General features: G+C 62.5%; 22 protein-coding genes. 8 read left to right on the forward strand and 14 right to left on the reverse strand.

All coding sequences use genetic code 11. From position 1 onward, the window contains the following. Nucleotides 1–74: 74 nt before the first annotated feature. The 5 genes from V8N38_RS12645 to tetR all read right to left on the reverse strand — a co-directional run bounded on the left by V8N38_RS12645 (nucleotide 75) and on the right by tetR (nucleotide 5,622). On the reverse strand, nucleotides 75–680 hold the full coding sequence (locus tag V8N38_RS12645) for a nitroreductase family protein (RefSeq protein ID WP_038871554.1): 606 nt from the start codon (nucleotides 678–680) through the stop codon (nucleotides 75–77). Nucleotides 681–749: 69 nt separating this feature from the next. Further along, the gene (locus tag V8N38_RS12650) at nucleotides 750–2,048 is read right to left on the reverse strand and encodes a c-type cytochrome (RefSeq protein WP_147839939.1); all 1,299 of its coding nucleotides are present in this window, start codon (nucleotides 2,046–2,048) and stop codon (nucleotides 750–752) included. A 28-nt stretch (nucleotides 2,049–2,076) separates the two neighbouring features. Then, entirely contained in the window at nucleotides 2,077–4,335 is a 2,259-nt protein-coding gene (locus V8N38_RS12655; protein ID WP_147839938.1) for a xanthine dehydrogenase family protein molybdopterin-binding subunit, read from the reverse strand. Beyond that, a complete protein-coding gene (locus V8N38_RS12660) occupies nucleotides 4,332–4,805 on the reverse strand; it encodes a (2Fe-2S)-binding protein (RefSeq protein WP_147839937.1) in 474 nt (157 codons plus the stop codon). The genes V8N38_RS12655 and V8N38_RS12660 overlap by 4 nt, the downstream gene beginning before the upstream one ends. Before the next feature lie 175 nt (nucleotides 4,806–4,980). Further along, complete coding sequence (gene tetR / locus V8N38_RS12665; protein WP_060418801.1) at nucleotides 4,981–5,622, reverse strand: tetracycline resistance transcriptional repressor TetR; 642 nt, start codon at nucleotides 5,620–5,622, stop codon at nucleotides 4,981–4,983. 64 nt (nucleotides 5,623–5,686) lie between these two features. Between tetR and tet(41) the strand changes: the two genes are divergently transcribed. From tet(41) to V8N38_RS12680, 3 genes are all read left to right on the forward strand, one after another. After that, nucleotides 5,687–6,868, forward strand: a complete 1,182-nt coding sequence (tet(41), locus tag V8N38_RS12670; RefSeq protein ID WP_147839936.1) for a tetracycline efflux MFS transporter Tet(41) — start codon at nucleotides 5,687–5,689, stop codon at nucleotides 6,866–6,868. 256 nt (nucleotides 6,869–7,124) lie between these two features. Next, nucleotides 7,125–7,859 (forward strand): MurR/RpiR family transcriptional regulator, encoded by a 735-nt coding sequence (locus V8N38_RS12675; protein WP_047730675.1) that lies wholly within the window; start codon nucleotides 7,125–7,127, stop codon nucleotides 7,857–7,859. A 130-nt stretch (nucleotides 7,860–7,989) separates the two neighbouring features. After that, on the forward strand, nucleotides 7,990–9,426 hold the full coding sequence (locus tag V8N38_RS12680) for a 6-phospho-beta-glucosidase (protein ID WP_087762786.1): 1,437 nt from the start codon (nucleotides 7,990–7,992) through the stop codon (nucleotides 9,424–9,426). Between the two features lie 48 nt (nucleotides 9,427–9,474). Here the strand turns inward: V8N38_RS12680 and V8N38_RS12685 are convergent, their stop codons facing one another. The 5 genes from V8N38_RS12685 to V8N38_RS12705 all read right to left on the reverse strand — a co-directional run bounded on the left by V8N38_RS12685 (nucleotide 9,475) and on the right by V8N38_RS12705 (nucleotide 14,019). Next, complete coding sequence (locus tag V8N38_RS12685) at nucleotides 9,475–10,812, reverse strand: D-serine ammonia-lyase (protein WP_147839935.1); 1,338 nt, start codon at nucleotides 10,810–10,812, stop codon at nucleotides 9,475–9,477. A gap of 108 nt (nucleotides 10,813–10,920) precedes the next feature. Next, a complete protein-coding gene (locus tag V8N38_RS12690; protein ID WP_147839934.1) occupies nucleotides 10,921–11,610 on the reverse strand; it encodes a VIT family protein in 690 nt (229 codons plus the stop codon). Nucleotides 11,611–11,636: 26 nt separating this feature from the next. Beyond that, nucleotides 11,637–12,110 carry a VOC family protein gene (locus tag V8N38_RS12695; protein ID WP_147839933.1) on the reverse strand — a complete coding sequence of 158 codons (474 nt, stop codon included), beginning with the start codon at nucleotides 12,108–12,110 and terminating at the stop codon, nucleotides 11,637–11,639. 11 nt (nucleotides 12,111–12,121) lie between these two features. Then, nucleotides 12,122–12,472, reverse strand: a complete 351-nt coding sequence (locus V8N38_RS12700) for a DUF1428 domain-containing protein (protein ID WP_147839932.1) — start codon at nucleotides 12,470–12,472, stop codon at nucleotides 12,122–12,124. A gap of 104 nt (nucleotides 12,473–12,576) precedes the next feature. Next, a complete protein-coding gene (locus V8N38_RS12705) occupies nucleotides 12,577–14,019 on the reverse strand; it encodes a sensor domain-containing diguanylate cyclase (protein ID WP_142109928.1) in 1,443 nt (480 codons plus the stop codon). Between the two features lie 387 nt (nucleotides 14,020–14,406). Between V8N38_RS12705 and V8N38_RS12710 the strand changes: the two genes are divergently transcribed. Next, complete coding sequence (locus tag V8N38_RS12710) at nucleotides 14,407–16,545, forward strand: TonB-dependent siderophore receptor (protein WP_371935055.1); 2,139 nt, start codon at nucleotides 14,407–14,409, stop codon at nucleotides 16,543–16,545. Nucleotides 16,546–16,594: 49 nt separating this feature from the next. On the opposite strand, the gene V8N38_RS12715 is transcribed toward V8N38_RS12710, so the two are convergent. Then, entirely contained in the window at nucleotides 16,595–17,056 is a 462-nt protein-coding gene (locus V8N38_RS12715; RefSeq protein ID WP_060419689.1) for a GNAT family N-acetyltransferase, read from the reverse strand. Between the two features lie 55 nt (nucleotides 17,057–17,111). Continuing rightward, the gene (locus V8N38_RS12720) at nucleotides 17,112–17,927 is read right to left on the reverse strand and encodes an alpha/beta fold hydrolase (RefSeq protein WP_102984646.1); all 816 of its coding nucleotides are present in this window, start codon (nucleotides 17,925–17,927) and stop codon (nucleotides 17,112–17,114) included. A gap of 129 nt (nucleotides 17,928–18,056) precedes the next feature. Here V8N38_RS12720 and V8N38_RS12725 point away from each other — a divergent pair, with 129 nt between their 5' ends. Beyond that, nucleotides 18,057–18,224: a hypothetical protein gene (locus V8N38_RS12725; protein WP_164550866.1), complete on the forward strand. Its 168-nt coding sequence runs from the start codon at nucleotides 18,057–18,059 to the stop codon at nucleotides 18,222–18,224. A gap of 46 nt (nucleotides 18,225–18,270) precedes the next feature. Here the strand turns inward: V8N38_RS12725 and V8N38_RS12730 are convergent, their stop codons facing one another. Then, nucleotides 18,271–20,697: a DUF3772 domain-containing protein gene (locus tag V8N38_RS12730; RefSeq protein WP_187181546.1), complete on the reverse strand. Its 2,427-nt coding sequence runs from the start codon at nucleotides 20,695–20,697 to the stop codon at nucleotides 18,271–18,273. Nucleotides 20,698–21,147: 450 nt separating this feature from the next. On the opposite strand from V8N38_RS12730, the gene V8N38_RS12735 reads away from it, so the two are divergent. The 3 genes from V8N38_RS12735 (at nucleotide 21,148) to V8N38_RS12745 (ending at nucleotide 24,278) form a co-directional block, all read left to right on the forward strand. Next, nucleotides 21,148–22,878 carry an ABC-F family ATP-binding cassette domain-containing protein gene (locus tag V8N38_RS12735; protein WP_147839931.1) on the forward strand — a complete coding sequence of 577 codons (1,731 nt, stop codon included), beginning with the start codon at nucleotides 21,148–21,150 and terminating at the stop codon, nucleotides 22,876–22,878. Between the two features lie 47 nt (nucleotides 22,879–22,925). Further along, nucleotides 22,926–23,366 carry a GNAT family N-acetyltransferase gene (locus V8N38_RS12740; protein WP_060418780.1) on the forward strand — a complete coding sequence of 147 codons (441 nt, stop codon included), beginning with the start codon at nucleotides 22,926–22,928 and terminating at the stop codon, nucleotides 23,364–23,366. Between the two features lie 66 nt (nucleotides 23,367–23,432). Next, complete coding sequence (locus V8N38_RS12745; protein WP_060418778.1) at nucleotides 23,433–24,278, forward strand: inositol monophosphatase family protein; 846 nt, start codon at nucleotides 23,433–23,435, stop codon at nucleotides 24,276–24,278. On the opposite strand, the gene V8N38_RS12750 is transcribed toward V8N38_RS12745, so the two are convergent. Then, nucleotides 24,221–25,597: a cation diffusion facilitator family transporter gene (locus tag V8N38_RS12750; RefSeq protein ID WP_048234025.1), complete on the reverse strand. Its 1,377-nt coding sequence runs from the start codon at nucleotides 25,595–25,597 to the stop codon at nucleotides 24,221–24,223. The genes V8N38_RS12745 and V8N38_RS12750 overlap by 58 nt on opposite strands. Nucleotides 25,598–25,613: the final 16 nt, after the last annotated feature.

Genomic DNA, 25,613 nt, shown 5'->3' on the forward strand with positions numbered 1-25,613 from the left:
TACTGGAACGAACTGTGCGTCGCAAAAAAATAAGGGAAGGCGCAAGCCTTCCCTTTTGTCATTCACCGTTCAGATCAGAAACGGTCGGTTTTTACCACGTCGTCGAACGGCAGTTTGCCGATGCGCGGATAAGGTTGCCCCGCCGCCTTACCGATGGCGACCATCAGCGCGATCTGATAGTGCGCCGGTTTGTTGATGATTTCGCCCACGGCGTCGAAATCAAACCCGTCCATCGGGCAAGAGTCGTAGCCCTGCGCCTTGGCCGCCAGCATCAGCGTCTGGGCGAAGATCCCGCTGCTGCGCATCACTTCGTCGCGCTGCACCTGTGGCTTACCGCGATAATACTGATCGACGGCCGGGATCATGAACTGCTGTACCGGCTCCGCCGCCTCGGCCCAAACGTTTTTTACCTGTGACTCCCAGCTCGACAGATCGCCGCACAGCACGACCAGCATCGATGCGTCGGTCACCTGCGCCTGCCCCCACGCCGCCTCGCGAATTTTCTCGCGCTGAGCGCGATCTTCGATCAGCAGCGGGCGCCAGTGCTGCAGGTTAAAAGCGCTGGGTGCGCCCTGCAGCGCGATAGTCAGCAACGCTTTTTTCTCTTCGAGCGTCATCACGTGCTGCGTATCGAACTGCTTGGTGGCGCGGCGCTGGCGGATTGCGTCTAACGTATTCATTTTACTGCCTCTGTCCATGTGAAAGGCCCTATTGTCGCCAACGCGGCGCGCCTGTCCAGCCCTCGGCGGCTATTTCTGCGCGGTTTCGGTGCGCAGGCGGCCGACCTGCGCCGCCAGATCGGGCCACGGCGCCTGACCGGCGTAGTGCTGCCGCAGGTAGTTGAGCAGGATGGCGATCTGCACGTCATCCAGGTTATGGCGGAAGCCCGGCATATAGCCCAGTTCGGCGTTCGCCGGCCGCTGTATGCCATCCAGCACCACGCGAATGGCGTTGTCCGGCGCCTCGGCAAACAGGTTGGTGTTCAGCGCCAGAGACGGCCGCACTCCTGCCATCTGCGCGCCTTTTTCCTGCGCATGGCAAGCCATGCAGGCGCCGGAAAACAGCCGCGCGCCTTGCGAGCTCAGGGGCTCCACCTGCCGTTCCGCCTGAGCATTCAACGCGGCCGCCGTCGCGCTCGCCGCCGTTTCAGGATGATAGCTGCGCAGATAGACGGCGATCGCCTGCAGATCGGCCTGCGGCAAGCGGGACAACCCTTCTTCGATCACCGGCGCCATCGGGCCGGCGGCCACGCCGTGGTTGGCCGAGTAGCCGGTACGCATAAAATCGACCAGATCCTGCTGCGTCCAATCGAGCGGCGCAGGCGAGCGGCCGGTCAACGCCGGCGCCGTCCAGCCTTCCGCCACGCCGCCGGCCAGGTGGTCGCTACCGGTTTTCTCGCCGAACAGCACGTTGCGCGGCGAGTGGCAGGCGCTACAGTGCCCCAGCCCTTCGGCCAGATAAGCGCCGCGGTTCCAGGCGGCGCTTTGGGCCGGGTCTTCCTGCATCGCGCCCGGCGTCAGGAACAGCAGGTTCCAGGCGAAGATGCCCTGGCGGATATTGAACGGAAAGTGCAGCTCGGTGGCCGGCGGCCGGGAGTTGACCGGCGGCTGCGACATCAGGTAGGCGTACAGCGCCTGCAGATCGTCGTCGCGGGTGCGGGTAAAAGCGGTATAGGGAAACGCCGGGTAAAGGTAGCGGCCCTGGCGATCGACGCCGTGGCGCATGGCACGTTCAAACGCCGCGTAGCTCCAGCTGCCGATGCCGGTTTCTACGTCCGGCGTGATGTTGGTGGTGTAAATGGTGCCGAAGGGGATCTCCATCGCTAACCCGCCGGCGTTGCGCTCACCGCCCGAACGGGTGTGGCACACCGCGCAATCGCCGAGATCGGCCAGCGTTTTGCCGCGCGCGATCTGCGCCTCGCTGAAACTGTGCGTCGCATCGGCGGCGAGCGGCGCGATTTCCGGTTGCCAGCTGGCGACAACGCCGGCCACCACAACGGCGATCGCCGTGAAGCCACCCCACCCGACGATTTTTTTCATCTTACTCATCTTTGCTGTCCTTGTTCGTTACGGGGGGTTAATGGCCGGCCTGAACGCGCAGCGCGGCGAGCACCCGCGCCGGCGTAAACGGCACCTCGCGCAGCCGCACGCCGAGCGCGTCAAACAGCGCGTTGCCGATCGCCGCGGCACTCGGCACCGAGGCGGATTCTCCGGCGCCCATCGGCGCTTCCTCCGGACGGTCGATCAGCTGGATATCGATCTGCGGCAGTTCGTCGAAGCGCAGGATCGGGTAGCCGCCCCAGTCCAATGACGTCACCCCCGTCTCGTTGAAGGTCACAAACTCTTTCAGCACCCGGCTGGCGGACTGGATAATGTTGCCGTGCACCTGATGGCGCACCCCGGCCGGGTTGATCATGCGGCCGCAGTCATGCGCCACGAAGATTTTATCGAGCGTGATCTGCCCGGAGCGGCGGTTGACGCTGAGATCGCACACCCAGGCCGCCCAGGCGGCGCCGAAGCCGGGGAACTTGCTGTGGAAATAGCGCGCGTAGGCGAAGCCCCGGCCGCTCACCACTTCGGCGCCGGCGGCGCGCGCCCGGTGCGCCGGGCCGTCTTGCCAGTTCGCCTGCCGTTTCAGGGCTTCAATCAAGGCCACCGCACGCGGATCGTTCAGATAGCGCAAACGAAACGCGATCGGATCCTCGCCGGCGCGCCAGGCCAGCTCGTCGATCCAGGACTCATGGGCGAACACGTTGGGCAGCGCCGAAACGCCGCGCATCCACGAAGCCCGCACGATCGGCGCGGCGTCCTGGCAGACGACCCGCATGTGCGGATACTCGTATTGCGGAATGGCGGTGCGATCGCCCATCTGCTGCACGTCGGCCCGGTTGGCCACTTTGCCGGTCAACACCAGCGGCAAGGTCACGGCATTGTTGGAGGGATAGCTGGTTTTCAATTCGTAGGCCGCCACCCGGTTTTGCGCATCGAGGCCGCCGCGCACCCGAATCAGCTGGCCGGTGCCCTTCGGCTCCCAACCGGATTCCTGTTCGCGCATCAGCTGCACGCGCACCGGTCGGCCGGTGGCCCGTGCCAGCAGCGCCGCGTCCGCCGAGACGTCGTCGGCGCAGTTGCGGCCATAGCAGCCGGAAGCCTCCATGCGGGTGATGTGCACCTGCCCAGGCGGCAGCTCGAGCAGCCTGGCGATATCTTTGCGCAGATCGTGTGGGTTTTGCGTGCCGGACCACACCTGCGCCCGCCCGTCTTTGACCTCCGCCACCGCGCAGGAAGGGCCGATCGAGGCGTGCTGATGGTAAGGCCAGACATAGTCGGCCTGCACTTCGGTATGCAGCAATGCCAACGCGGCGTCCGTGCCCGCGTCGTCGCGCAGCACGCGGTCGGTTTTCGGATTGGCCTCCAGTGCGGCGGGCAGCGCTTCCAGCGACAGATCCGGCAATCCGGCCCAGGGTTGCCAGGTGGTTTTCAGTTGGCGCATGGCGGCGATTGCCTGCTCCTCGCGCTCGGCCACGATGCCGATGAAATCGTTGATCACCACCAGTTTCACGATGCCCGGCAGGTGCGCGATCGAGCTTTTATCCACCGACAGCAGGCCACTGCCCAACGGCGCGCTGCTGTCGGCGCCTGCGTATGGCGGGCGCACCACGCGGCCATGCAGCATGCCGGGCAAGCGCAGGTCGTGTACGTAGGTCAGCCCACCGCTGACCTTGGCCGGAATATCGACCCGGGGCACGGCGCGGCCCACATACTGGTTCTGCCGTTCACTGTTCAGCTGCACGTTTTTATCCAGCATCACGTGCAGATTTTGCCCGCTCGCCAGCTGCGCATAGCTCAGCGATCGCCCTGGGTTCCCGGTCACAAATACCTGCCCCGCCGCCGCCGTCAGCTGTTCGGCCGGCAGTTCGAAGGCTTTGGCCGCCAGCGCCGTCAGCAGGTGCCGCACCTGCGCCGCCGCCTGTCGCAGCGGCACCGACGTCACCTGAAGGGTGGCGCTGGCGATGGTAGGCCCCTGATCCGGCGTGCGTTGCGTATCGCCAAGGATCATCGTGACTTGCTCGAACGGCACGCAAATTTCATCGGCGACGATCTGCGCCAGCGCGGTGCGAATGCCGGTGCCCAGATCGACGTGGCCATTGAACGCCGTCACCCGGCCGTCGGCGGTGAGGCTGATAAAGCTGTCCACCCGATCCAGCGGCAGCTCGGCGGGCGATGCAACCGCCTCGGCGGCGAAGGCGTTAAACGGTGCGGGCAGCAGGCTACTGACCATTACCACACCGCCGGCCTGCAGCAGCTGGCGGCGGGTCAGTTCGAGGCGGCTCATGCTTGCCTCCGCGCGGCCAGCAGATCGCGGGCGCGCTCGGCGGCATGCAGGATCTCGATATGCGTGCCGCAGCGGCACAGGTTGTAGGCCAGCTCTTTCTTGATGGTTTGTTCGTCCGCCTCCGGCTCGCGCTCGAACAGCGCGACCAGCGTCATGATCATGCCGTTGGTGCAGTAACCGCACTGCGCCGCCTGCTCATCGATAAACCCCTGCTGCACCGGATGCAGCGCCTCCGGTGTACTCAGGCCTTCGAGCGTGGTGACGGATTTTTTTCCTGCGGCGGACAGCGGCATTGAGCAGGAGCGTGCGGCGACGCCGTCGATCAGCACCGTGCAGGCGCCGCACTCCCCCAGGCCGCAGCCGTATTTGGGGCCGTTCAATTGCAGATCGTTGCGTAAAACGTACAGCAGCGGGGTGTCGGGCGAGATGTCGCCGAGTGGAACCACCCGGCCGTTAACGTTGATTTCCATGGTGAAACTATCCCTTAAGCAAACGGATTTAATCCGTAACATCACTGCGATGAATAATTGTGCAGCGTGCTAATAATTACCATCAAAAGACTTGATAATGTTAAGGGAATGTAGCCGCCATGGCTTTAACGAAAAGTGGGTATTTTCTATAAATTTCCTATAGATAAGCCTGGTTTTATGATTGCGCGCCGTGATTATTGGCGTTCGTCAACGCGGCCTCGGCGCCGTCAACCAACAGCCGGAGGCCGGCTTCGAACAACGCGTCTGCCCCCTTGTCCTGCAGCTTTTCCCAGCCTCCACACAGCAGCGGGTAGCGCCGGCGATCGGCTTCGTTCAGCGCATCATCGGGCTGCATTTGCTGCTCTTCCAGCACCCAACCCACCACAAAACGCCCGACGGCGAACAGCAGATTAACGGCGTGTTCCGGCGTAAAGCCCGCCCGGCACAGCAGCGCCACCTTGGCCTCGATGATGGCGAACTGCGGTTCCTGCGGCCGGGTGCCGGCGTGCAGGCGCGCCCCGTCGCGGTAAGCCAGCAACGCGCGGCGGAAATTGATCGCATTGGCGGTCACCCAGGCCTGCCAGGGCATGTCGGCGGGCACCTCTTCGCGGTGGTCCAACATGATGGTTTCCGCCATCGCCTTCAGCAGCTCGGCCTTGTTTTTGAAGTGCCAATAGAGCGTGGGGGATTGCACGCCCAGATGCTGCGCCAGGCGGCGGGTGCTCAGGGCATCGATGCCGATGTCATCCAGTAACGCCAGCGCCCCGCGCAGGACCGTTTCACGCGTTAAACGCGCCGCAGTATTTTTTTCGCTCATCTCTCTATCACTGATAGGGTAACTGTGGAATACTCCATACTCTATCACTGTTAGAGTCACAATTTTGAAAAAACCCATGCTGGTTATTTTGTTGACGGTGTTGCTGGATGCGGTGGGCATCGGTCTGATCATGCCTATTCTACCGGCGCTGTTGCGCTCGCTGGGCGGTCTCGATGCCGGCAGCGTGCATTACGGCGCCCTGCTGGCGGCCTTTGCGTTGATGCAATTCCTGTTTTCGCCGATCCTCGGCGCGCTGAGCGATCGTTTCGGGCGGCGGCCGGTGCTGTTGATTTCGCTTGCCGGCGCGGCGGCCGACTACCTGCTGATGGCGTTCGCGCCGACGCTGGCCTGGCTCTATCTGGGGCGGTTGCTGGCGGGCATCACCGGCGCCAACATGGCGGTCGCCACCGCTTACGTCACCGATATTACCCCCGCCGGCCAGCGCGCTCGGCGTTTCGGCCTGGTGGGCGCGGTGTTCGGCGTCGGCTTTATCGTCGGCCCGCTGCTCGGCGGATCGCTGGGCGAATGGCATCTGCATGCGCCCTTCCTGGCGGCGGCGATGATGAATGCCCTCAACCTGGTGATGGCGTTTTTCCTGCTGCCCGAATCGCGTAAATCCCGCCCCCGCGCCGCCGAGAAAATTCGCCTTAATCCCTTCTCGTCATTGCGCCGGCTGCACGGCAAGCCTGGCCTGCTGCCGCTGGCCGGCATTTATCTGGTTATGGCGCTGGTTTCGCAGGCGCCGGCCACGCTGTGGATTTTATACGGTCAGGATCGTTTCGGCTGGAGCATGATGGTGGCGGGCCTGTCGCTGGCCGGCTACGGCGCCTGCCACGCGCTGTCGCAGGCCTTTGCCATCGGCCCGCTGGTCGCGCGGCTCGGCGAGCGCAAGGCGCTGCTGATCGGCCTGGCCGCCGACGCCGTGGGCCTGGCGCTGTTGTCTGTCGCCACGCGCGGCTGGGCGCCGTTCGCCCTGCTGCCGTTCTTCGCCGCGGGCGGCATGGCGTTGCCCGCACTGCAGGCGCTGATGGCGCACAAGGTGGACGACGATCATCAGGGCGAGCTGCAAGGGACGCTCGCCAGCATGGGCAGCCTGATCGGCGTCGCGGGGCCGCTGGTGGCGACGGCGCTGTATGCCGCCACGCGCGATGTCTGGCCTGGGCTGGTGTGGGCGTTGGCCGCCGCCCTGTACCTGGTGGTGCCGCCGCTGCTGGCACGCTCACGCGCCAGGGATGCGGCGCCATAACTTTGCCGTTCTTTAACTTTAGAAAGCAGAAACCGGCATTTTGCCGCCGGGATCCGCTGACCTATGCTAAACCGGTGTGATGAAACCCGTTTTCATGGCATGTCTTCCGGAACGTTTTGCTTTATTTGTTCGTCGTGAACCCTGGGCCGCGCCTGACTGGTGCGGCTTTTCTTTTTGCCCGGCAGTGCCAGCGGCGGTGAATTTTGCTATGTTAACCCGCAGATAAGCTTCCCGTTTTCAGCCGCCGGACCGACTCATGTTTACCCATAAAGCAATCGCCGAGCTCAACGCCCTGGAGCTGATGGTTTATACCTACGTCAGCAAACACAAGAATCAAGTGATGTACATGACCATCCGCGAGCTGGCCGAGGCCGCCGGCGTGTCCACCACCACCGTGCTGCGGTTTTGCAAGAAAATGGGCTGTGACGGCTATTCGGAATTTCGCATCCGTTTCAAGCTGTACCTGGAACAAACCGATGCGCCGCCGGCCGATTCCGGCATCGGCGAAATCCTCAGCTTTTTTAAAAGCGTCAGCAACGAAGAGTTTAATCAGCTGATCGATCAGGCGGTGCACCATATCGCCGCCGCCGAGCGGATTATTTTCGTCGGTATCAGCACCTCAGGCGCGTTGGGGAAATATGGCGCGCGTTTCTTTTCCAACGTCGGGAAATTCAGCACCCACATCGACGATCCTTATTATCCCGTCAACAGCGACATGTATAAAAACGCGGTGGCGATCATGCTGTCGGTCACCGGCGAGACCGAAGAGATCCTGCGGCTGGCCAGCCAGTTCAGCCTGCATCACTGCAAGATCATCAGCATCACCAACAACGAAACCTCTTCGCTGGCGAGGCTGGCGGACTTCAACCTCTCCTACCACGTTCCGCAGCATTTGATCGGCGGGCATCACAATATCACCACGCAGATCCCCGTACTTTACATTATTGAAACCATCGGTAAACGGCTCGGGCATATTAATTCGGCAAAATAAAACAGGCTGTTTTTTTATTGTGACAAATCACTTTCCACGGTGATTTGTTATATCGTGACATTTCTTTCGGTCTTGCTACTCTATTCTCAACGCAGCGTTATTACCCTTCATTAAATAAACCGATGAGACATTGACGATGAAACAGTTGCCGAAGGATTTTCTGTGGGGGGGCGCGGTTGCCGCGCACCAGGTTGAAGGCGGTTGGGATCGGGGCGGCAAAGGGCCCAGCATTGCCGACGTGCTGTCCGGCGGCTCGCACGGCGTGGATCGCGTGATGACCGACGGCGTGCTCGAGGGCTATCGCTACCCTAACCACGAAGCGGTGGATTTCTACGGCCGCTATAAGCAGGACGTGGCGCTGTTCGCCGAGATGGGCTTCAAATGCTTCCGCACCTCGATCGCCTGGACGCGCATCTTCCCGAACGGCGATGAGGCGACGCCGAACGAGGCCGGCCTGCAGTTTTACGACGATCTGTTCGACGAACTGTTGAAATACGGCATCCAGCCGGTGATCACCCTGTCCCACTTCGAAATGCCTTACCATCTGGTGAAGGCCTACGGCGGCTGGAAAAATCGCCGGGTGGTGGAGTTCTTCGTGCGCTTCAGCGAAGTGGTGATGCGCCGCTACCGCGAAAAAGTGAAGTACTGGATGACCTTCAACGAGATCAATAACCAGAGCAACTACCGCTATCCGCTGTTCGGCTACTGCTGCTCCGGCGTGGACTACACCCAGGAAGACAACCCGGAACAGGCGCTGTATCAGGTGCTGCACCACCAGTTCGTCGCCAGCGCGCAGGTGGTCAAACTCGGCCATCAGATTAACCCGGAATTCAAGATTGGCTGCATGCTGGCCTGCGTGCCGTTCTACCCGTATTCCTGCAAGCCGGACGACGTGATGTACGCCGTCGAGGCGATGCACCAACGCTATCTGTATACCGACGTGCAGATGCGCGGCTACTACCCAAGCTACCTGCTGCGCGATTGGGAACGCAAAGGGCTGAAGATCGAGATGCAGCCGCAGGACGCGCAGATCCTGCGCGAGGGCTGCACCGACTACATCGGCTTCAGCTATTACATGAGCAACGCCCTGCAGGCTAACGCGGTGGACGGCAGCGACGGCATGTTCGGCTTCCCGGGCAACGTGCCCAACCCGCACGTCAAAGCCTCCGACTGGGGCTGGCAGATCGATCCGGTCGGGCTGCGCTATTCGCTGAACGTGCTGTATGAACGCTACCAGAAGCCATTGTTTATCGTGGAGAACGGTTTCGGCGCCTTCGACAAGGTGGAAGCGGACGGCCGGATCAACGATGACTATCGCATCGACTATCTGCGCGCCCATATCGAAGAGATGAAGAAAGCGGTGATTGAAGACGGCGTAGACCTGATCGGCTATACGCCGTGGGGCTGCATCGACTGCGTGTCGTTCACCACCGGCGAGTACAGCAAACGCTACGGCTTTATCTACGTCGACAAGCATGACGACGGCACCGGCACGCTCGAGCGTTCGCGCAAGAAGAGCTTCGACTGGTACCGCCGGGTGATCGCCAGCAACGGCGAACAGCTGTAACCGCACGGCAGGCAATCAGGGGCGATTTTCGCCCCTTTTTACTGCGCCTTATTCCGCCGCCTGCCCGGCGGCGAGATACTTCGCCATTTCCGCCGGCGGCACCATGCCGCCACCGGTCGCCCATACCAGGTGCGTCGCCTGCGCCAGACTCTCGGCGCTGATGCCTTGCTCGCTGAGCGCCTTCGCATGGGCTGCAACGCGCCACGGCCCGGCCATGCCGGCCAGCGCGGACGGCTCCAACTGAAGATGCTCGTGCTTGTCCAACAGCCCGAGCAGCGCAAACATCTCTTCGTCGCTCAGGGTGTAAAACGCGCTCAGCAGGCGCTCCATCGCCCTGCCGACAAAACCGGAGGCGCGCCCCACCGCCAGCCCGTCCGCCGCGGTGCGGTTGTCGATGCCGAGATCCTGCACCGCAATGCCGTCATGCAGCCCGCTGTAGACGCCGAGCAGCATGCAGGGCGAATGGGTCGGTTCGGCGAAAATACAGTGAACGTGATCGCCGAACGCCAGCTTGAGGCCAAACGCCACGCCGCCCGGCCCGCCGCCGACGCCGCACGGCAGATACACGAACAGCGGGTGCTGCGCGTCCACCACGACGCCCTGTTCGGCGAACTGCCGCTTCAGGCGGCCGCCGGCCACCGCGTAGCCGAGGAACAGAGTTTGCGAGTTTTCATCGTCGATAAAGAAACAACGCGGATCGTTCGCCGCCTGCTTGCGCCCCTGCTCGACCGCCACGCCGTAATCTTCGGCGTACTCCACCACCGTGACGCCGTTATCGCGCAGCTTTTGCTTCTTCCACGCCCGCGCATCCGCCGACATGTGCACGCTGACGTCAAACCCCAGCCGGGCGCTGATGATGCCGATGGATAATCCCAGATTGCCGGTCGATCCGACGGCGATGCGGTACTGGCTGAAGAACTGACGAAATTCGTCGGAAAACAGCCGGGCGTAGTCGTCGCCGGTCTGCAGCAGCCCCGCCTCCAGCGCCAGCGTCTCCGCGTGCGTCAGCACCTCGTAGATGCCGCCGCGCGCCTTGATTGAGCCGGAGATCGGCAGATGGCTGTCCTTTTTCAGCAGCAGCTTCCCGCCAAGCCGCAGCCCATAGCGCCGATCCAACGCCTGCTGCATGGCGGGGATCGCCACCAGCTCGGATTCGATGATCCCCCCAGTGGGCTGGGTTTCGGGAAAGGCCGCGGCGAGATAAGGCGCGAAGCGCGCCAGGCGCTGCTCCGCTGCGGCGACGTCGGCGGCGGTCAGGCCGACATGGGGCAAGCCTGCGGCCAGCGTTGTCGCACGCGGATTGAACCAGGTGATAGGCTCGAGGGCGACCAGTCGTTGCAACAGCGGATGCTGCGCAACCCACGGTTGAATCTGTGATTTTTGCATAAATGTCCCTGACTGATTTGGCGTTGCCGTCACCATGCCGCGAACGCCGGCGGCTGACAAATGATAAATACTGAACTTGAGGTGCAACAGATTGATGCAAGCGCGGCGCTAGCCGGCCGCGACGCCAAACAGCATGCCGACGCCGGAGGAAACCGCCATCGCCAGGGCGCTCCAGATCAGGATACGCGCCACGCCCGGCAAGATCGGCGCCCCCCCGGTTTTCGCGGCGATGCCGCCGAGAATGCCGAGGGAAATCAGCGCCGATGCCACCAGCGCCGGCCGCGTCCAGGCAACCGGCACCCACAGCGCCACCAGCAGCGGCAACAGCGCGCCGAGAGAGAAACTGAGGGCCGATGCCAACGCGGCTTGCAGCGGCCGGGCACGCGTGGCGGCGGAAATGCCCAGTTCGTCGCGCGCGTGGGCCTCCAGCGCATCATGCGCCATCAGCTTTTCCGCCACCTGCCGGGCCAGCGCCGGGTCCAGCCCGCGATGCACGTAGATAGACGTCAGTTCGCGGAACTCCCCCGGATAGTCTTCGAGCAGCTCCGCCTGTTCCTCGGCCAGCGCGGCCTTCTCGGTGTCCGCCTGCGACGACACCGACACGTACTCGCCGGTGGCCATCGACATCGCGCCCGCCACCCACCCGGCGACGCCGGCGATCATCAGCGCGGAATGCGAGGCGCAGGCCGCCGCCACGCCCAGCAGCAGGCTGGCCGTTGAGACGATGCCGTCGTTGGCGCCGAGCACCGCCGCCCGCAGCCAGCCGATGCGTTCAATACTGTGCCGCTCTCGATGCATCCTTTCTCTCCCACGTTCTCTTTCCGCTAGTCCCGCGCTGCCGCTTCCAGGCCGGCGATGTCGATTTTGCCCATCAGCAGCATCGCTTCCGTGACCCGCCGCACGCGCGCGGCGTCGGGGTCGTTCATCAACTCGGTCAGGCGCCGCGGCACGATCTGCCAGCACAGCCCCCAGCGATCGCGCAGCCAGCCGCACTGCTCAGCCTCGCCGCCCTCGCTCAACGCATCCCACAGCCGGTCAACCTCCGCCTGATCGTCGCATTCCACCATCACGGAAAAGCTGTGATTGAACGGATCCAACGGCCCGGCCTCGATCGCCGCATAGCGCTGGTCGCCCAGGATGAAGGAGGCCAGCTTCACGCTGCCGGCCGGGCCGCTCGGCGTATCCGCCGGCAGATCGGAAAACCAGTTCACGGACGAACCGGGGATCAGCGCGACGTAGCAATTCAGCGCCGCCTCCATGTCTTTTTCAAACCACAGATGTTGCGTAATTCTGGCCATCGGCGCCTCCTTCAGGCATCGAGGATCGGCGCGAACCCGCCAAAGATCATGCGTTTGCCGTCAAACGGCATCTCGCCCAGCGCCTTCATGCGCGGATCGTTCATCATTTTCTGGTTGGCGGCGTCGCGCACCGCCTTGGAGGGGTACTCTATCCAGCTAAACACCACCACTTCGCCCTCCTGCGCCTTTACCGCGCCGCGAAAGTCGGTGAGTTTGCCGTCGGGCACGTCATCGCCCCAACACTCCACGATGCGCGTGGCGCCAAACTCTTTGAACAGCGGCGCCGCAGCGGCCGCCTGCCGGTGATAAGCCTCCTTGTTGGCGGCCGGCACCGCCACCACAAACCCGTCTACGTATTTCATCCTGGTATCCTCTTGTCTGATTAAGGACAGTCGGTTCAGCACGGGCGACGTTGCCCGTGCCCCCTACCAGTTTAGACGGCGGGCGCGCGGCCCGGATCGGAAGTTCAGCAGCCCGGATCGTTCGGCGGGTAAGATTCCGGCGTGGCGACCCGATTACGGCCGGCATTTTTTGCTTTGTATACCGCCAGATCCGCCAGTTTGAGCAGGTCGGCCAGGCTATGGCCGGAACCGCCCGGGCAGGTCACCATGCCGATGCTGACGGTGATCTGCAGCGGATGGCCGGCCGGCATGGTGATCGATTCCGCCTCAATGCGTTGCCGCAGCCGTTCGGCCAGCTGCAACCCCTGCTGCGGCTGGCCGAGCGTCGAGACGATGGCGAACTCTTCGCCGCCCATGCGGCCGAACAGATCGTTGACGTTCAGATCGGCGGCGATCGCACGGGTAAACGCCATCAGCGCCTGATCGCCACCGGCGTGGCCGAAACGGTCATTGATCGATTTGAAATAGTCGATGTCGAGCATCATGACGCACACCAGCTCCCCTTTCTGATCGATCACCCGCTCGCCGCGCTGCATAAACGCATTGCGCGTCAGCACGTGGGTCAACGCATCGTGATTCGCCACGTGCTCCAGCGTGCGTAACAACGCGTTGCGCGCATAGTTCATGCTGGCGACGGCGATCGGCCCCAACGCCAGCAGCGCGATGCCCAGGCGCATGGATACCGCGTTCTGCAGCACCTTCATGTCGAGCGTGGTGCTAAGCAACCCGAAATCGATCGCCAGATGGCACCACAGCACGTAAACCAGCACCGCGATCATGGTGCTGAACAACGAAAAGGACATCGCCAGCCACAGCAGCACCGGCATCGGGAAGATCACCGCGCCGGGGCCGCCGATCAGCACGCTGCAGACCGCCGCCAGCGCCAGCAGCGCCAACACCGCCAGTTTCCCCCCCGCCTGCGGCCATTGGCTGCGCTGTATCAACATGGCGCAGGCCGCGCGCAGGCGATGTCGCCAATCGGCGGGAAACACCAGAATGAACGGCATCAGCGTGACGTAGTTGGTGAATTCAGATGAGAACCACAGCGCCAGGGAGGTCAAATAGGGCCTGCCGAACAACCACTGCGAGGCAACGGCCCCCACCAAGCCGGTAGCGGCGGCGGCGGCCAGGCAGATACCGAACAGATACATGCTGGACGCGCCGCGTTGCAACATGCGCGCCGGCGGCGACAGCCGCATGAACAGCAGATAGCCCACCACCACGCCGGCCAGATTGGCGGCGTTCAGCAGCAGCGCTTTCTCCAACGCACTGCCGGTCAACAGATCCGCCGCCAGGTAGCCCAGCACAGCCATCCCCCAGCCGGCGCGCGTCGCCCACTGCGGGCGGCGCACCAAAACGGCCAGCAGCACGGCGTTAGCCGGCCAGAATATCGCCAGAAAACTGCCGGGCCGGCTCACGATGCCCAGCAGACACAGCGCGAACACCAGCAAAAAAATGCTGAGCGCGGGCCAGATTTTCCGGGTATCGGACAACGAGGTGGTTTGCATCTTGGATCCAGAGACTTCCGCTAGCGTAAGGTGACAGTCTTTGCGTGTCACAACCGTCGACGATGAGGAGAAGATAAACGGCCGACCCGCCTATTATTGCCAGTTTTGCCGGTCCGGACACCTGTTTATTCATCAAGGAAAAATATATTTGTGTATCAATATATTGACGACACTCACCTATCTGGCGCAGAAACTGCCAAGGCATCCCGGCCGTCTTGATCATTATGGTCAATTCGTCGGATTTTTACCGGTAAAACCGCCGTCTTTTTCCTTGATGACAAAATAAAATCGGGCAATGCGCGGATCTCTCCTTTGCCCTCTATCTAAGCCCATTAAACGATAATTATAATGATAATCGTTATTATTTATTATTTACCATGGAATGATATGCACCAGTCAGTTCTTCGCCGCCCCAACAAAAACAAAAAAAATCACGTTTTCCGCTCGCTGCCCCTGATCGCCGGCCTGTTTCCCGCCCTGACGATCGCCGCCGCGCCCGACGCAAAAAAGGAAGACGCCATCACGGTGACCGCCACCGCCCTGCCTGCCGGCAGCTATAGCGCCGATACCGCCTCAACCGGCAGCAAAACCGCCACGCCAATCGGTGAACTGCCGCAATCGGTCAGCGTCGTCACCTCACAGGTGATTGACGACTTCCAGGTCAAAAGCGTCAATGACGCGATGAAATTCGTCAGCGGCGTCACCCAGGGCAACACGCTCGGCGGCACCGAGGATGGCTTCGTCAAACGCGGCTTTGGGGTTAACTCCGACGGTTCGGTGTTCATCGACGGCGTGCGCAGCAACCAAGGGCTGAGCATGGACGCCACCACCGATCGCGTCGAGGTGCTGAAAGGTTCCGCTTCGCTGCTGTATGGCATCCTCAGCCCCGGCGGCGTCATCAACCTGATCAGCAAAAAACCGCAGTATGACTGGAACACCCGCATTAGCGGCGCCACCAACAGCTTCGGCGGCGGCAGCGGCAGCGTCGATGTGACCGGCCCGCTGGGCGGCGGCTTCGCCTTCCGCCTGATCGCCGAGCGACAGCACGAGGATTACTGGCGTAACTTCGGCAGCGACGAACACACGCTGATCGCTCCTTCACTCAGCTGGTTCGGCGACCAGGCTTCCTTTAACATCGCCTACAGCGAGTACAAATACGACATTCCTTACGATCGCGGCACCGCGTTTATCGACGGCAAACCGGTCGATGTGCCCTATAACCGCCGGCTGGATGACTACGCCAACCGCGCCTGGGGCAAGAACAAACGCCTGAACGCCCATTATGAATATGCGCTGGCTCCGATCTGGACCACCCGCCTCAACTACGCCTGGCTGCAACGCCGTTACGACAGCAACGAAGTGCGCGCCACCGCGATCGACACCGCGACCGGCATCGTTTCGCGCCGCGCCGACGCCAACCGCGGCTTCAATCACCAGACCGATTATTATTCCTGGGATGTGACCGGTTCGCCGGAGGTGTTCGGCATGCAACACGACCTGCTGCTGGGCGTGGACTACGAAAAGAACCAGACTTACAAGGCCTACTCCTATCGCGGCAAAGTGTCGAAGACGTTCAACATGTACGATCCGGCGTATGGCGAAGCGCCCGTCACCGACAGCACCACCTACAACGACGCATTGAGCAACCTGCGCACGACGCTGTTCAGCCGCTCCCTGTACGCCAAGGACAGCATTCATCTCTCCGACCGGTGGATTGCGGTGCTCGGCGCACGCTATCAGTCGTATTACCAGAACAACAGCAACGGTTTCCAGAAGCCGAAAAATACGCTCAATGACAAAGACGATCAGTTTTTGCCGCAGGCGGGGCTGGTGTATAAGCTGACGCCGAACCTGTCTCTGTACGGTAACTACAGCCGTTCCTTCACGCCGTCCACCGCCATCGACGATAACGGCAACGTCGCCACGCCGGAAACCGGCACCACCTATGAGGTGGGCGGCAAATGGCAGATCGCCCCGGCGTTCGACGCCACGCTGGCGCTCTATCGTATTGATGAAAGCAATATGTCGATCTTTATCAACGGCGTGACCCGCAGCATTCCCAAGGCGCGATCCACCGGTGCTGAACTGGAGTTGAACGGCGAAGTGGCGCCCAACTGGGATCTCACCGCCAACTACAGCTACGACAAAACCGAGATCGTCGAAGACAACCTCAATCCGGCCAACGTCGGCAACCGGCTGGTCAACGCCCCGACCAACATGGGCGGCCTGTATCTCAGCCACCGCATGACGCTGCCGGTGGTGCCCGGCGAGGTGCGCGTGGGCGGCGGTGCGCGCTATGTCGGCCGCCGCGCCGGCGATCCGGAGAACAGCTTCACCATGCCGGCCTACACCGTGGCGGATGCCTTTGTCGCCTGGGACAGCAAGCTGCTTGGCAAACATACTCAGCTGAAACTGAATGTGAAAAACCTGTTTAACCGCGAATACTACGCCTCCAGCGCCGGTAACCTGCGCGTGATTGAAGGCGAACCGCGCAGCCTCAGCCTGCAGGCGACGGTCGATTTCTAACCCCCCATCTCCGGGCGCCGTTTGGCGCCCGTTTTCTTTTCGCCCGGCGTCAAAGCGCCTTGCGGTACATCACGAAACCGGGGCGCTCCGCCACCTTGTCATACAGCCGCATGGCGGTCTGGTTGGTTTCGTGGGTATTCCAATAAACCCGCGGCAACCCCAGCTGCTGCGCACGCTCGTAGACCGCCGCGATCAGCGCTCTCGCTACGCCTTTGCCGCGCACCGTCTCCGCAGTGAACAGATCCTGCAGATAACAGTTAGGCTGCAGCTGGGTGGTGCTGCGGTGCAGGAGGTAGTGCGTCAACCCGACCACCTGGCCCTGATGCTCCGCGACCAGCGCAAACATCGGTTCGTAGGCGTCGAAAAAACGCCGCCAGGTGGTCTGCGTCACCTCGTCCGGCAGCGCCGTTGCCCCCTCACGGCCGTAAAATGCGTTATACCCTTGCCACAGCGCCAGCCAGGCGGCGTAATCCCGCGCTTCCAGCGGCCTGACCACGATGCTTTCGCTCATGATGTCCTCTTCGATGATGTCAAAATACCCCGCCTCCAGCATAGAACAACGCACGTCAACGCGCAGGCGGCGGCATCACATCGGCGAGAAAATCCAACAGCGCGCGGTTGAACACCGCCGGCCGCTGCAGCGGCGCGAAGTGGCTGACGCCCGGCAGCGTCACCAGACGGGCGCCGGGAATGCTGCCGCTCAGGTAGGCAGCATGCTCGGCGCGGATAAACTCATCGTGTTCGCTGTGAACGATCGTCACCGGCACACGAATGGCCGCCAATTCCTGCGCGGTGTAGTTCGGCTGGCTGCTCATCATCAGGCTCACGGCGGCGACAAATTCATCGAACTCCTGCGGCGTCGGCGACAGCGCGGCATAGTCCTGCACGTGGCGGGCGAAGCAGCGCTCGACGATCGGGTTGGCGGCCGGCGGTTTAACGCCGCTGGGATCCATATTGCAGCCGAAGAAAAAGACGCCGTCCACCCGCTGCGGCGCCCGATGGGCGGCGATAAGCGCGACGCAGGCGCCGTCGCTCCAGCCCGCCAGCGCGGCGTGCGGGATCCGCAACGCGTCCATCACCGCCAACAGATCATCGGCCATGCGATCGTAACGGTAAGGCCGGGCGTCGTGCGTGCTGCGCCCGTGCCCGCGGCTGTCGATGACCAGCACGCCATACCCGGCGGCCAGCAGCGCCGGCAGCTGATACCCCCAGTTGCCGCTGTGGCCCAGGCCGCCGTGCAGCAGGATCACCGTCGGCGCCACGCCATAGGCGGCATACCAGATGCGCGCCCCGTCATGTTCGACAAATCCCTGCCTGGACGTGGGCGGCAACGGCGGCGCGCCCTGCGCGGCAAAGCGGGTCAACTCGTCGTCGGTTTGCATCTTTTCCTCCTCATTCGCCGACGTTGTGCGCCAACAAGGCATCAAAGGAGTATAGATCGCCCCGGCGAGCGGTGCCGTTCGCTTTCCCGACATATACTTAAGGGAAGAATCGCAATGGAGGACGGTGAGATGAAGAAAATAATTCTCGTGTTTTTGATGCTGATGCTGAGCGGGTGTATCGGCGGCGGCGGCGGCCCGTCGAATGCGCCGTCGGCATCGCCGAATGAGCCTTATACCTGCACCAAATCCAGCGCCAACAGCGACTGCTCGCAATCGGTGGAGCCGTCGATGTACTAGCCGCGTTCGGCGGGCCGTCGCGTAGAGGCCCGCCGCCTTAGGGGGACTAGGAGGAGTGCTCCTCTTCGTTGGCCTGATATCGCGTCGCCTGCTGCTTCATAAACACCACTTCCTGCGGGCTGGACAGGCTCACTTCCTGCGCGCGCAGCAGCTTGAGGATATTGAACAGCAGTTCGCTCTTGGTGGCGCCGACCATGCGCGGGCTCGGCACGTAGCCGGTCACGCTCAGGATAATGCCGTCCGGCCCCAGCTGGCTGAAGCGCACGTAAGGCGCCGGCGTTTCCAGAATGGTTTCGTACTCGTTATAGGCGCTGAGCAAGATATTGCGCACCTGCTCCGGATCGATGGAGGTCGGGAACGTCAGCGCGATAGTCACCACCCCTTGCGCGTTGCCCATGGTGGCGTTGCGCACGTTCTGCGAGATCAGCTGCGAGTTCGGTACGATCATGGTGGAACGGTCGCTGAGCTGAATTTCGGTGGCGCGCACGTTGATGCGCCGCACGTCGCCTTCCACGCCGCCGATGCCGATCATATCCCCCACCTTCACCGGGCGTTCGGTCAGCAGGATCAGGCCGGAAATAAAGTTCTTCACGATCTCCTGCAAACCGAAACCAATACCAACCGACAGGGCGCTGACGATCCACGCCAGGTTGCTCCACTGGATGCCCAGCGCCGCCAGGGTGATCAGAATCACCAGCACATAGCCGATATTGCTGAACAGCGTCACCAGCGAGGCGCGAATGCCGACGTCCGAGATGGTTTTCGGCAGCAGTTCAGAACCCAGCCAGCGCCGCACCGCACGCAAAATATAGATGCCGATCGCCAGGCAGATCACGGCGTTGAGCAGGTTGCCGGGCACGATGTTGAAACGCTGCAGCCCTTCACCGGTCAGGATGGAGACGATTTTCTCCATCAGCGAGCCCGGCGTGGTGCTGCCGAACGAGCCGTTGAACAGCGCGACGATCATCAACAGCAACAGGGAACATTTGGCCAATGCGGTGGTGATGATCGACATCTGCTCCAGATGGCGATCCTTGAAGCTGAGCGTTTTCTTCAGCATCTTGCCGCTGACGGTCTGCGGCGAAAACAGCGCGGCGCACAAATCGGTGGCGAACAGCACCATAAAATAGAACGCCATCAACACCAGCACCACCCAGATCAGCTGGTAGGTCAGGAAGCGGGCGAAGGCGATGTAGCCGATAAGCAGGGAAAACAGGATCACCATCGAACAGACCAGGGTGACGAGGTGCACCAGCCCGCCGACCAGCGTGCGTTTTTCCAGGTGCGCGCCCTGCTGTTCCAGACGGCGACGAATGCGCTGGCCGCGCAGCGGCGCCGCCAGCAGTACCATGCCGATCAACCCCGCCACCAGGCCGTTGCCGAAAATGGTGGTGGCCAATGAAGCGCTGACGACGTTGTTGATCAGCTCTACGGTGCCGAACGCCAGCGCCAGGCCGGCCAGCAGCGGCGAGAAGTAACGCAGCCCGGCGGCCACGTCGTTATCCATGGACGCCAGACGCCACGACGGGCGATTCAGAGACAACGCCGCACGCCCCAGCCCGGCGATCAGCGCGCAGAAAATCCCCAGACGGTTGAAACCTTCCGCGAAATCCTCCAGCGTCACCGGCAGCGGCTGCACGCGGACAAAGACGTAATACAGCAGGTTCAGCGCGATGGAGGTGGTGATCACCGTCACCGCCACGGTAACGATCGCCATAAAGCTGCGGCGCAGTCGCCCGTCCGGCAGAAAACGGATGCTGACCCAGGCGAGGAAACGCTCGGAGAAATAGCGCCCCCAGGACCAGACAATCACCGCCAGCGCCAGCAACGCCAGCGTGCCGTACCGCCATTCGTCCTGCCAACTGGCGTCCCAGGCCGCTTTCATCTCGGCGTTGAACTGATCCAGTCGCTGTACGTCATCCTCTGACGGCTGCAGCACCGGCGCCCAGAATTTGATGCCCAAAATGCTGCCGGTATTCAGCGCCAGCTGGGTTTTAAACGCCACCCGGCGCAGATCGCCAATCTGCTGCCCCAGATCGAAGGCGCTGCTCTTGATGGCCTGCGCGCGTTTCACCGCGTCATCCAGCTGCTTTTTGCTGTTGTTCAGCGCGTTGCGCTGCTGGGCCACCGCCGGGGTTTCCGGCAGCGCGCCGGCCGCCGGGGCCGGCCCCAGGACGTCCAGCTGCGCTTTCAGTTTGTCCTGCTCGGGCTGCAGATCGGTGGCAAGTTTTTCCATGCCGGCGACCAGATCGTCAGTCGCCAGCCGCAGTTTGCTGAGCTGGGTATCGGTGGTCGCTTTGGAAACCAGCTGCTTCATGCTGTCCAACTGCTTTTGCGCGGCTTTCAGCTGCGTGGCGGGATCGGGCGCGCTTTCGGCGGCGGGATCATCCTGGGTAGCGACGGCGGCGAGCGGCGTCAGCTGCAAACCCAACAGCAATAACAACAACAGCAGGAACGGGCGAGGCTTTAACATAAATTCAGTGCTCAGCATCATTATCTGATAGACAGACGAACAGGCGGCGGATGAACCGTCGCTTAACCATAAACGCTAATTATAATAGCTGCTTAATGTCGGCCGAAATACAGTAATTATTCCCATTGTGTGCCACGCGCGCCCACCGGACTTAGCCTGCTGATTATTCAGGCGCTTTTACACTGGCGGCGCGGCGCAAAGCGCTCTATACTCCTGCCACCGATTAACCTGCAACCAATAAAAGGAGACTTACTATGCTGACGTGTGAATTGTTTTTTCACTCACACTTCTTTGGTAATCGTCGCCGCTCAAGCATTACCGGTATCGTGCTGCGATAACCCAGCTTGAGCGAAGCTTACTAAAATCCAGGATCTTCCCTCCGGCTTACCGGGTTGTCGTCAGCGATGTTTGACGATAGGCATTGTCATGCCTGTAACTCTTGAGTAAGCAATGAGCACACTACTGTCTGCACAATCTGTCGGTTACGACAACGCGTTCGGCGTCCTGCTGAGCGAGATTTCCTTCAGCCTGAAAAAAGGCGATCGCATCGGTTTGATCGGCGACAACGGCTGCGGCAAAAGCACCCTGCTACAACTGCTCAGCGGTGCCCTGCCCATCCACAGCGGAACGGTGACATTGTCACACCAATGCCTGATGGCGCGCATCGAACAACACCTGCCGCCTGAGCTGCACGCCAGCACCCTGCTGGATGCGGTACTGGCGCAATTGCCCGCGGGCCAACACCTCAGCGAACGCTGGCGCTGTGAAGCGCTGCTTGCCGAGCTGGGGTTTGAACCGGGGAGCTGGACGTTGACCGCCGGCACCCTCAGCGGCGGCCAGCACACCCGCCTGCTGCTGGCGCGCGCGCTGATCCGCCAGCCCGATCTGCTGCTGCTCGACGAACCCAGCAACCACCTGGATCTGCCCACGCTGCTGTGGCTGGAGCAGTTCTTGCGCAGCTGGAGCGGCAGCTTCGTGCTGGTATCGCACGATCGCTATCTGCTCGATCAGGTGACCAACTGTACCTGGATCCTGCGCGATAAAACGCTGCAGTTCTTCCGTTTGCCCTGCTCCGCTGCGCGCGCCGCACTGGCGGAACAGGACGCTGCGGACGAGCATCGGCGCCAGGCCGAGCAAAAAGAGATAGACCGGGTGGAAAAAAGCGCCAAACGCTTGGCAATCTGGGGCAAGGTCTACGACAACGAAGATCTGGCGCGCAAAGCCAAGCAAATGGAAAAGCGCGTCGATCGGTTGAAGGAAGAACAGACCACCCTGACCGCCGGCAGCCCGTGGCGGCTGCGATTACAGGGAGAGGCGCTGGACGCCGATCGCCTGCTGGCGCTGCCGCAATGGGCCGTGCGCCCGGCGCCGGATGCGCCGGTGCTGTTCAGCCTGGGGCATCTGCGCGTCAAAAGCGGCGATCGCATCGCCATCGTCGGGCGCAACGGCTGCGGAAAATCGTCGCTGCTGCGCTTGCTGTGGCAGGCGTATCAGCACCCCGCGGAACGCCCGGCGATCTTCCACCCGCGCGTGCGCATCGGCTATTACGATCAGAGCCTGCAACAGCTGCGCGATGAAGACACGTTGAGCGAAGCGCTGGCGCAGTTTGCGCCGCTGACCGAGGAACAGCGGAAAATGGCGCTGATCGGCGCCGGTTTCCCTTACCTGCGCCACCATCAGCAGATCCGTTCGCTGAGCGGCGGCGAGCGTTCGCGGCTGCTGTTCGTCGGCCTGACGCTGGCCAACCATTCGCTGCTGCTGCTGGACGAGCCCACCAACCACCTGGACATGGCGGGCAAAGAAGAGCTGGCGGAAACGCTGCGCCAGTTCGCCGGCGCCGTCATATTGGTCACCCATGACCGGATGCTGATCGAACAGAGCTGCAACCGCTTTTGGCTGATCGACCAGCAAAAACTGGAGGAGTGGCACGATCTGGCGCCGGTGTATCAGTGCCTGGCGGGCGAAGCGCCGGCACTGCCGACAGCGGGCAAGGCCGATGCAGACGCCCCGATGCCAGATGAGCGCTTGGAAGGCGAAGAAGCGCTGTTGACCACCCTGTTTGCCCTCGAAAGCAAACTGGAGGACGACCTGGCGCGCAAGCCGAAGCACCAGAAACCGGCGCTTCAGGCGCGCTGGCGCCGCGAGATTGCCGACATCACCGCCCGGTTGAATCTAGGCTAACCTTGACAGGCCGCCCTCCGGCGGCCTGTTTTTTGACGGAGTGCGACATGGCATTTTCCCTTGAGCAGGCTACACACGCGCAGCGGCCACTGCTGGCGGTCATGCTGTCCGATTGCCTTCGCGAGCTGGGCGCCGATGGCGATTACCCCTATCTGCCGCTCTACTGGCGCGAGGTCGGCCGCTACCCCTATTTGATTTTGAGCGATCGGCAAACGGCCGGTTTCGCGTTGGTCCGGCGCCTGGACAGCGCCACCGTCGAAATGGCGGAGTTCTACGTCAAGCCCGAGTGGCGGCGCATCGGGCTGGGGCAACGGGCCGCCCACGCCTTGTTCGCGCAACATCCCGGCGGCTGGTCGCTGTCGGTCAGCCCGGATAATCCGCGCGGGCTGGCGTTTTGGCGCGCGGTAATACCGGCCGGGGCCACGACCGAACCGCTATCGGCCCCCGATGCCATAATGCAGCTGCGTTTTTCATCCCCGCCGCGCTGAGCGACACATTACCTTCATCCTTTTATGGCAGGGTAACCCGATTCGTTCTTTGCTATCGAGCCTGCCATGACTTCACTTTCCCCACGGGACATCGAGGCGCGCTACCGCTTTGCGCGTGAGATCGCCCGCGCCGCCGCCGATCTCGCTTTCAGCTTTTATCAACGGCGGCAAACTCTGGCTGTCGACTTCAAACAGGGGCTGCAGGACGTGGTCAGCGAGGCCGATCGCCGCGTCGAAGCGCTGATCCGCCGCATGATCAGCCGCCGCTTTCCTCAGGACGGGTTTCTCGGCGAGGAAAGCGGCAGCACCGGCGAAAACGCCGCCTGCGTTTGGGTCGTCGATCCGATTGACGGCACCGCCTGCTTCCTGAACGGATTGCATACCTGGTGTATCGCGATAGGCGTGGTGATCGACGGCGAGCCGACGATAGGCGTGGTCTACGATCCCAACCACCGCGAGATGTTCCGCGCCTGTCGCGGCCACGGCGCCTTTCTCAACGGGGAGCCGATCGGCGTGCATGCCGGGCGCAGCGTCGCGGATGGCGTGATGGGCGTCGGGATTTCACCGCGCGCTTCAGCGGCGGAATTCAGCGGCTTTCTCTGTCGCCTGCTGCAGGCGGGAGGGATGTTTGTGCGCAGCGGCTCCGGCGCGTTGATGACCGCCCAGGTGGCCGCCGGTCGGCTGCTGGGCTATTACGAACCGCACATGAATGCCTGGGACAGCCTGCCTGGCTGGGTGCTGACGCGCGAAGCCGGCGGCGTGGCGAATGACTTTATGCACAACGACGGGTTGCGGCGCGGCAACCCGCTGCTGCTGGCCAACGCGGCGCTCTACCCGCAGTTGGTCGAACTGATTCAAATGCCAGGCTTGATCGGCTCGACGTGCCCTATCGCGCGCGTGATGGCAGGATAAAGCGAGCGCAGCCGGCGCTCGACCCGATCGACCGCATCGTGCGCGGCGGCGATGGTGACCGCCGGCGACACCCGGCAGTGGAAGTTGACGATGATGCCCCCGTCGGTCTTGCGCGCGCGGACGTTGTGTACGTCTTGCACGCTCTCTCCCTGCTCCAGCGCCGACTGCAGGATGCGGCGAATATCGGCCAGCTCCGTCGCATCGACATCCTCGCTGGTCAGCCAATGCGGCGTCTGCGGCTCCAGGTGCGTCTCTATCTCGGTGTCTTCACCGATCGCCTGGCGCAGGATCCCCTCTATCTCCGTGGCAATGTCATGCGCCTGCGCCACGCTGGCGTTGGCCGGCACCGCCAAATCCATGCCGATCGCCATGCGCGTCGGCAGCTGCTGCAAGGTCACATTCTGCACCTGCGCGCCGTGGTTGGCGGCGATCGCCCGAATGCGCGTCGCCATGTCTTCATCGCTGCGGGTCTGCGGCACCGCGATGACGGTAAATTCCGCGCTGGCGTACTGCTCCCGCAGCCGCTCAACGATCTCTCGCTTCAGCGCGTCGATGCGTTCCAGCGGCAAGGTGCGGCACACCGCCACCGTGATTTCGACGAACAGCACCGCACCGGCGTTGCGAATGCGCACGCTGTCGCAGGCCAGCACCGCCGGAAAACTTGCCAGCGTGGCGCGGATCGCCTCAGTAGCCCCGGCCGGCGCGGCATCCATCAACGAGTCGAAGGAGCGTTTGCCCAGTTTGATCGCGGCGACAAAGATAAAGCCGGCGACGATCAGCGCGGCGATGGCGTCCGCGCGGCCAAAGCCCAGCAGCACAAACACCATGCCCAGCAGCACCACGCCGGACGAAAGCATATCGGAGAAGAAATGCAGCGCATCCGCTTCCAGCGCCGCGCTGTCGGTCGCTTTGGCGACGCGGTTGAGCGCCCGCACGCGGAAGAAATCGACGCAGATGGAAATGAGCAGCACCGCAATCACCACCGGCGCGGCGACGATCTCATGCGGTTGCCCGAGCAGGCTGCTGCCGGCCTCATAAACGATCCAGCCGGCGGCGCCCAGCAACAGCAGCACCTCGAACAGCGCCGCCAGGTTTTCCACCTTGCCGTGGCCGAAGTGATGATCGTCATCGGCGGGCTTATCGCTGATGCGCACCGCCAGCCAGGTGATGCTGGTGGCGATAAAATCGGTAAAAGAGTGGATCCCTTCGGATATCAGGCCAATACTGCCGGTAAAAATACCGGCGACGAACTTGCCCGTAGCCAGTAACCCGCTGGCGATCATCGAGTTTCTGGCCACGGCCTGTTTTTCATTCTGCATTATGCTGCTCACATTC

The organism is Serratia nevei, from assembly GCF_037948395.1.
GTDB lineage: Bacteria > Pseudomonadota > Gammaproteobacteria > Enterobacterales > Enterobacteriaceae > Serratia > Serratia nevei.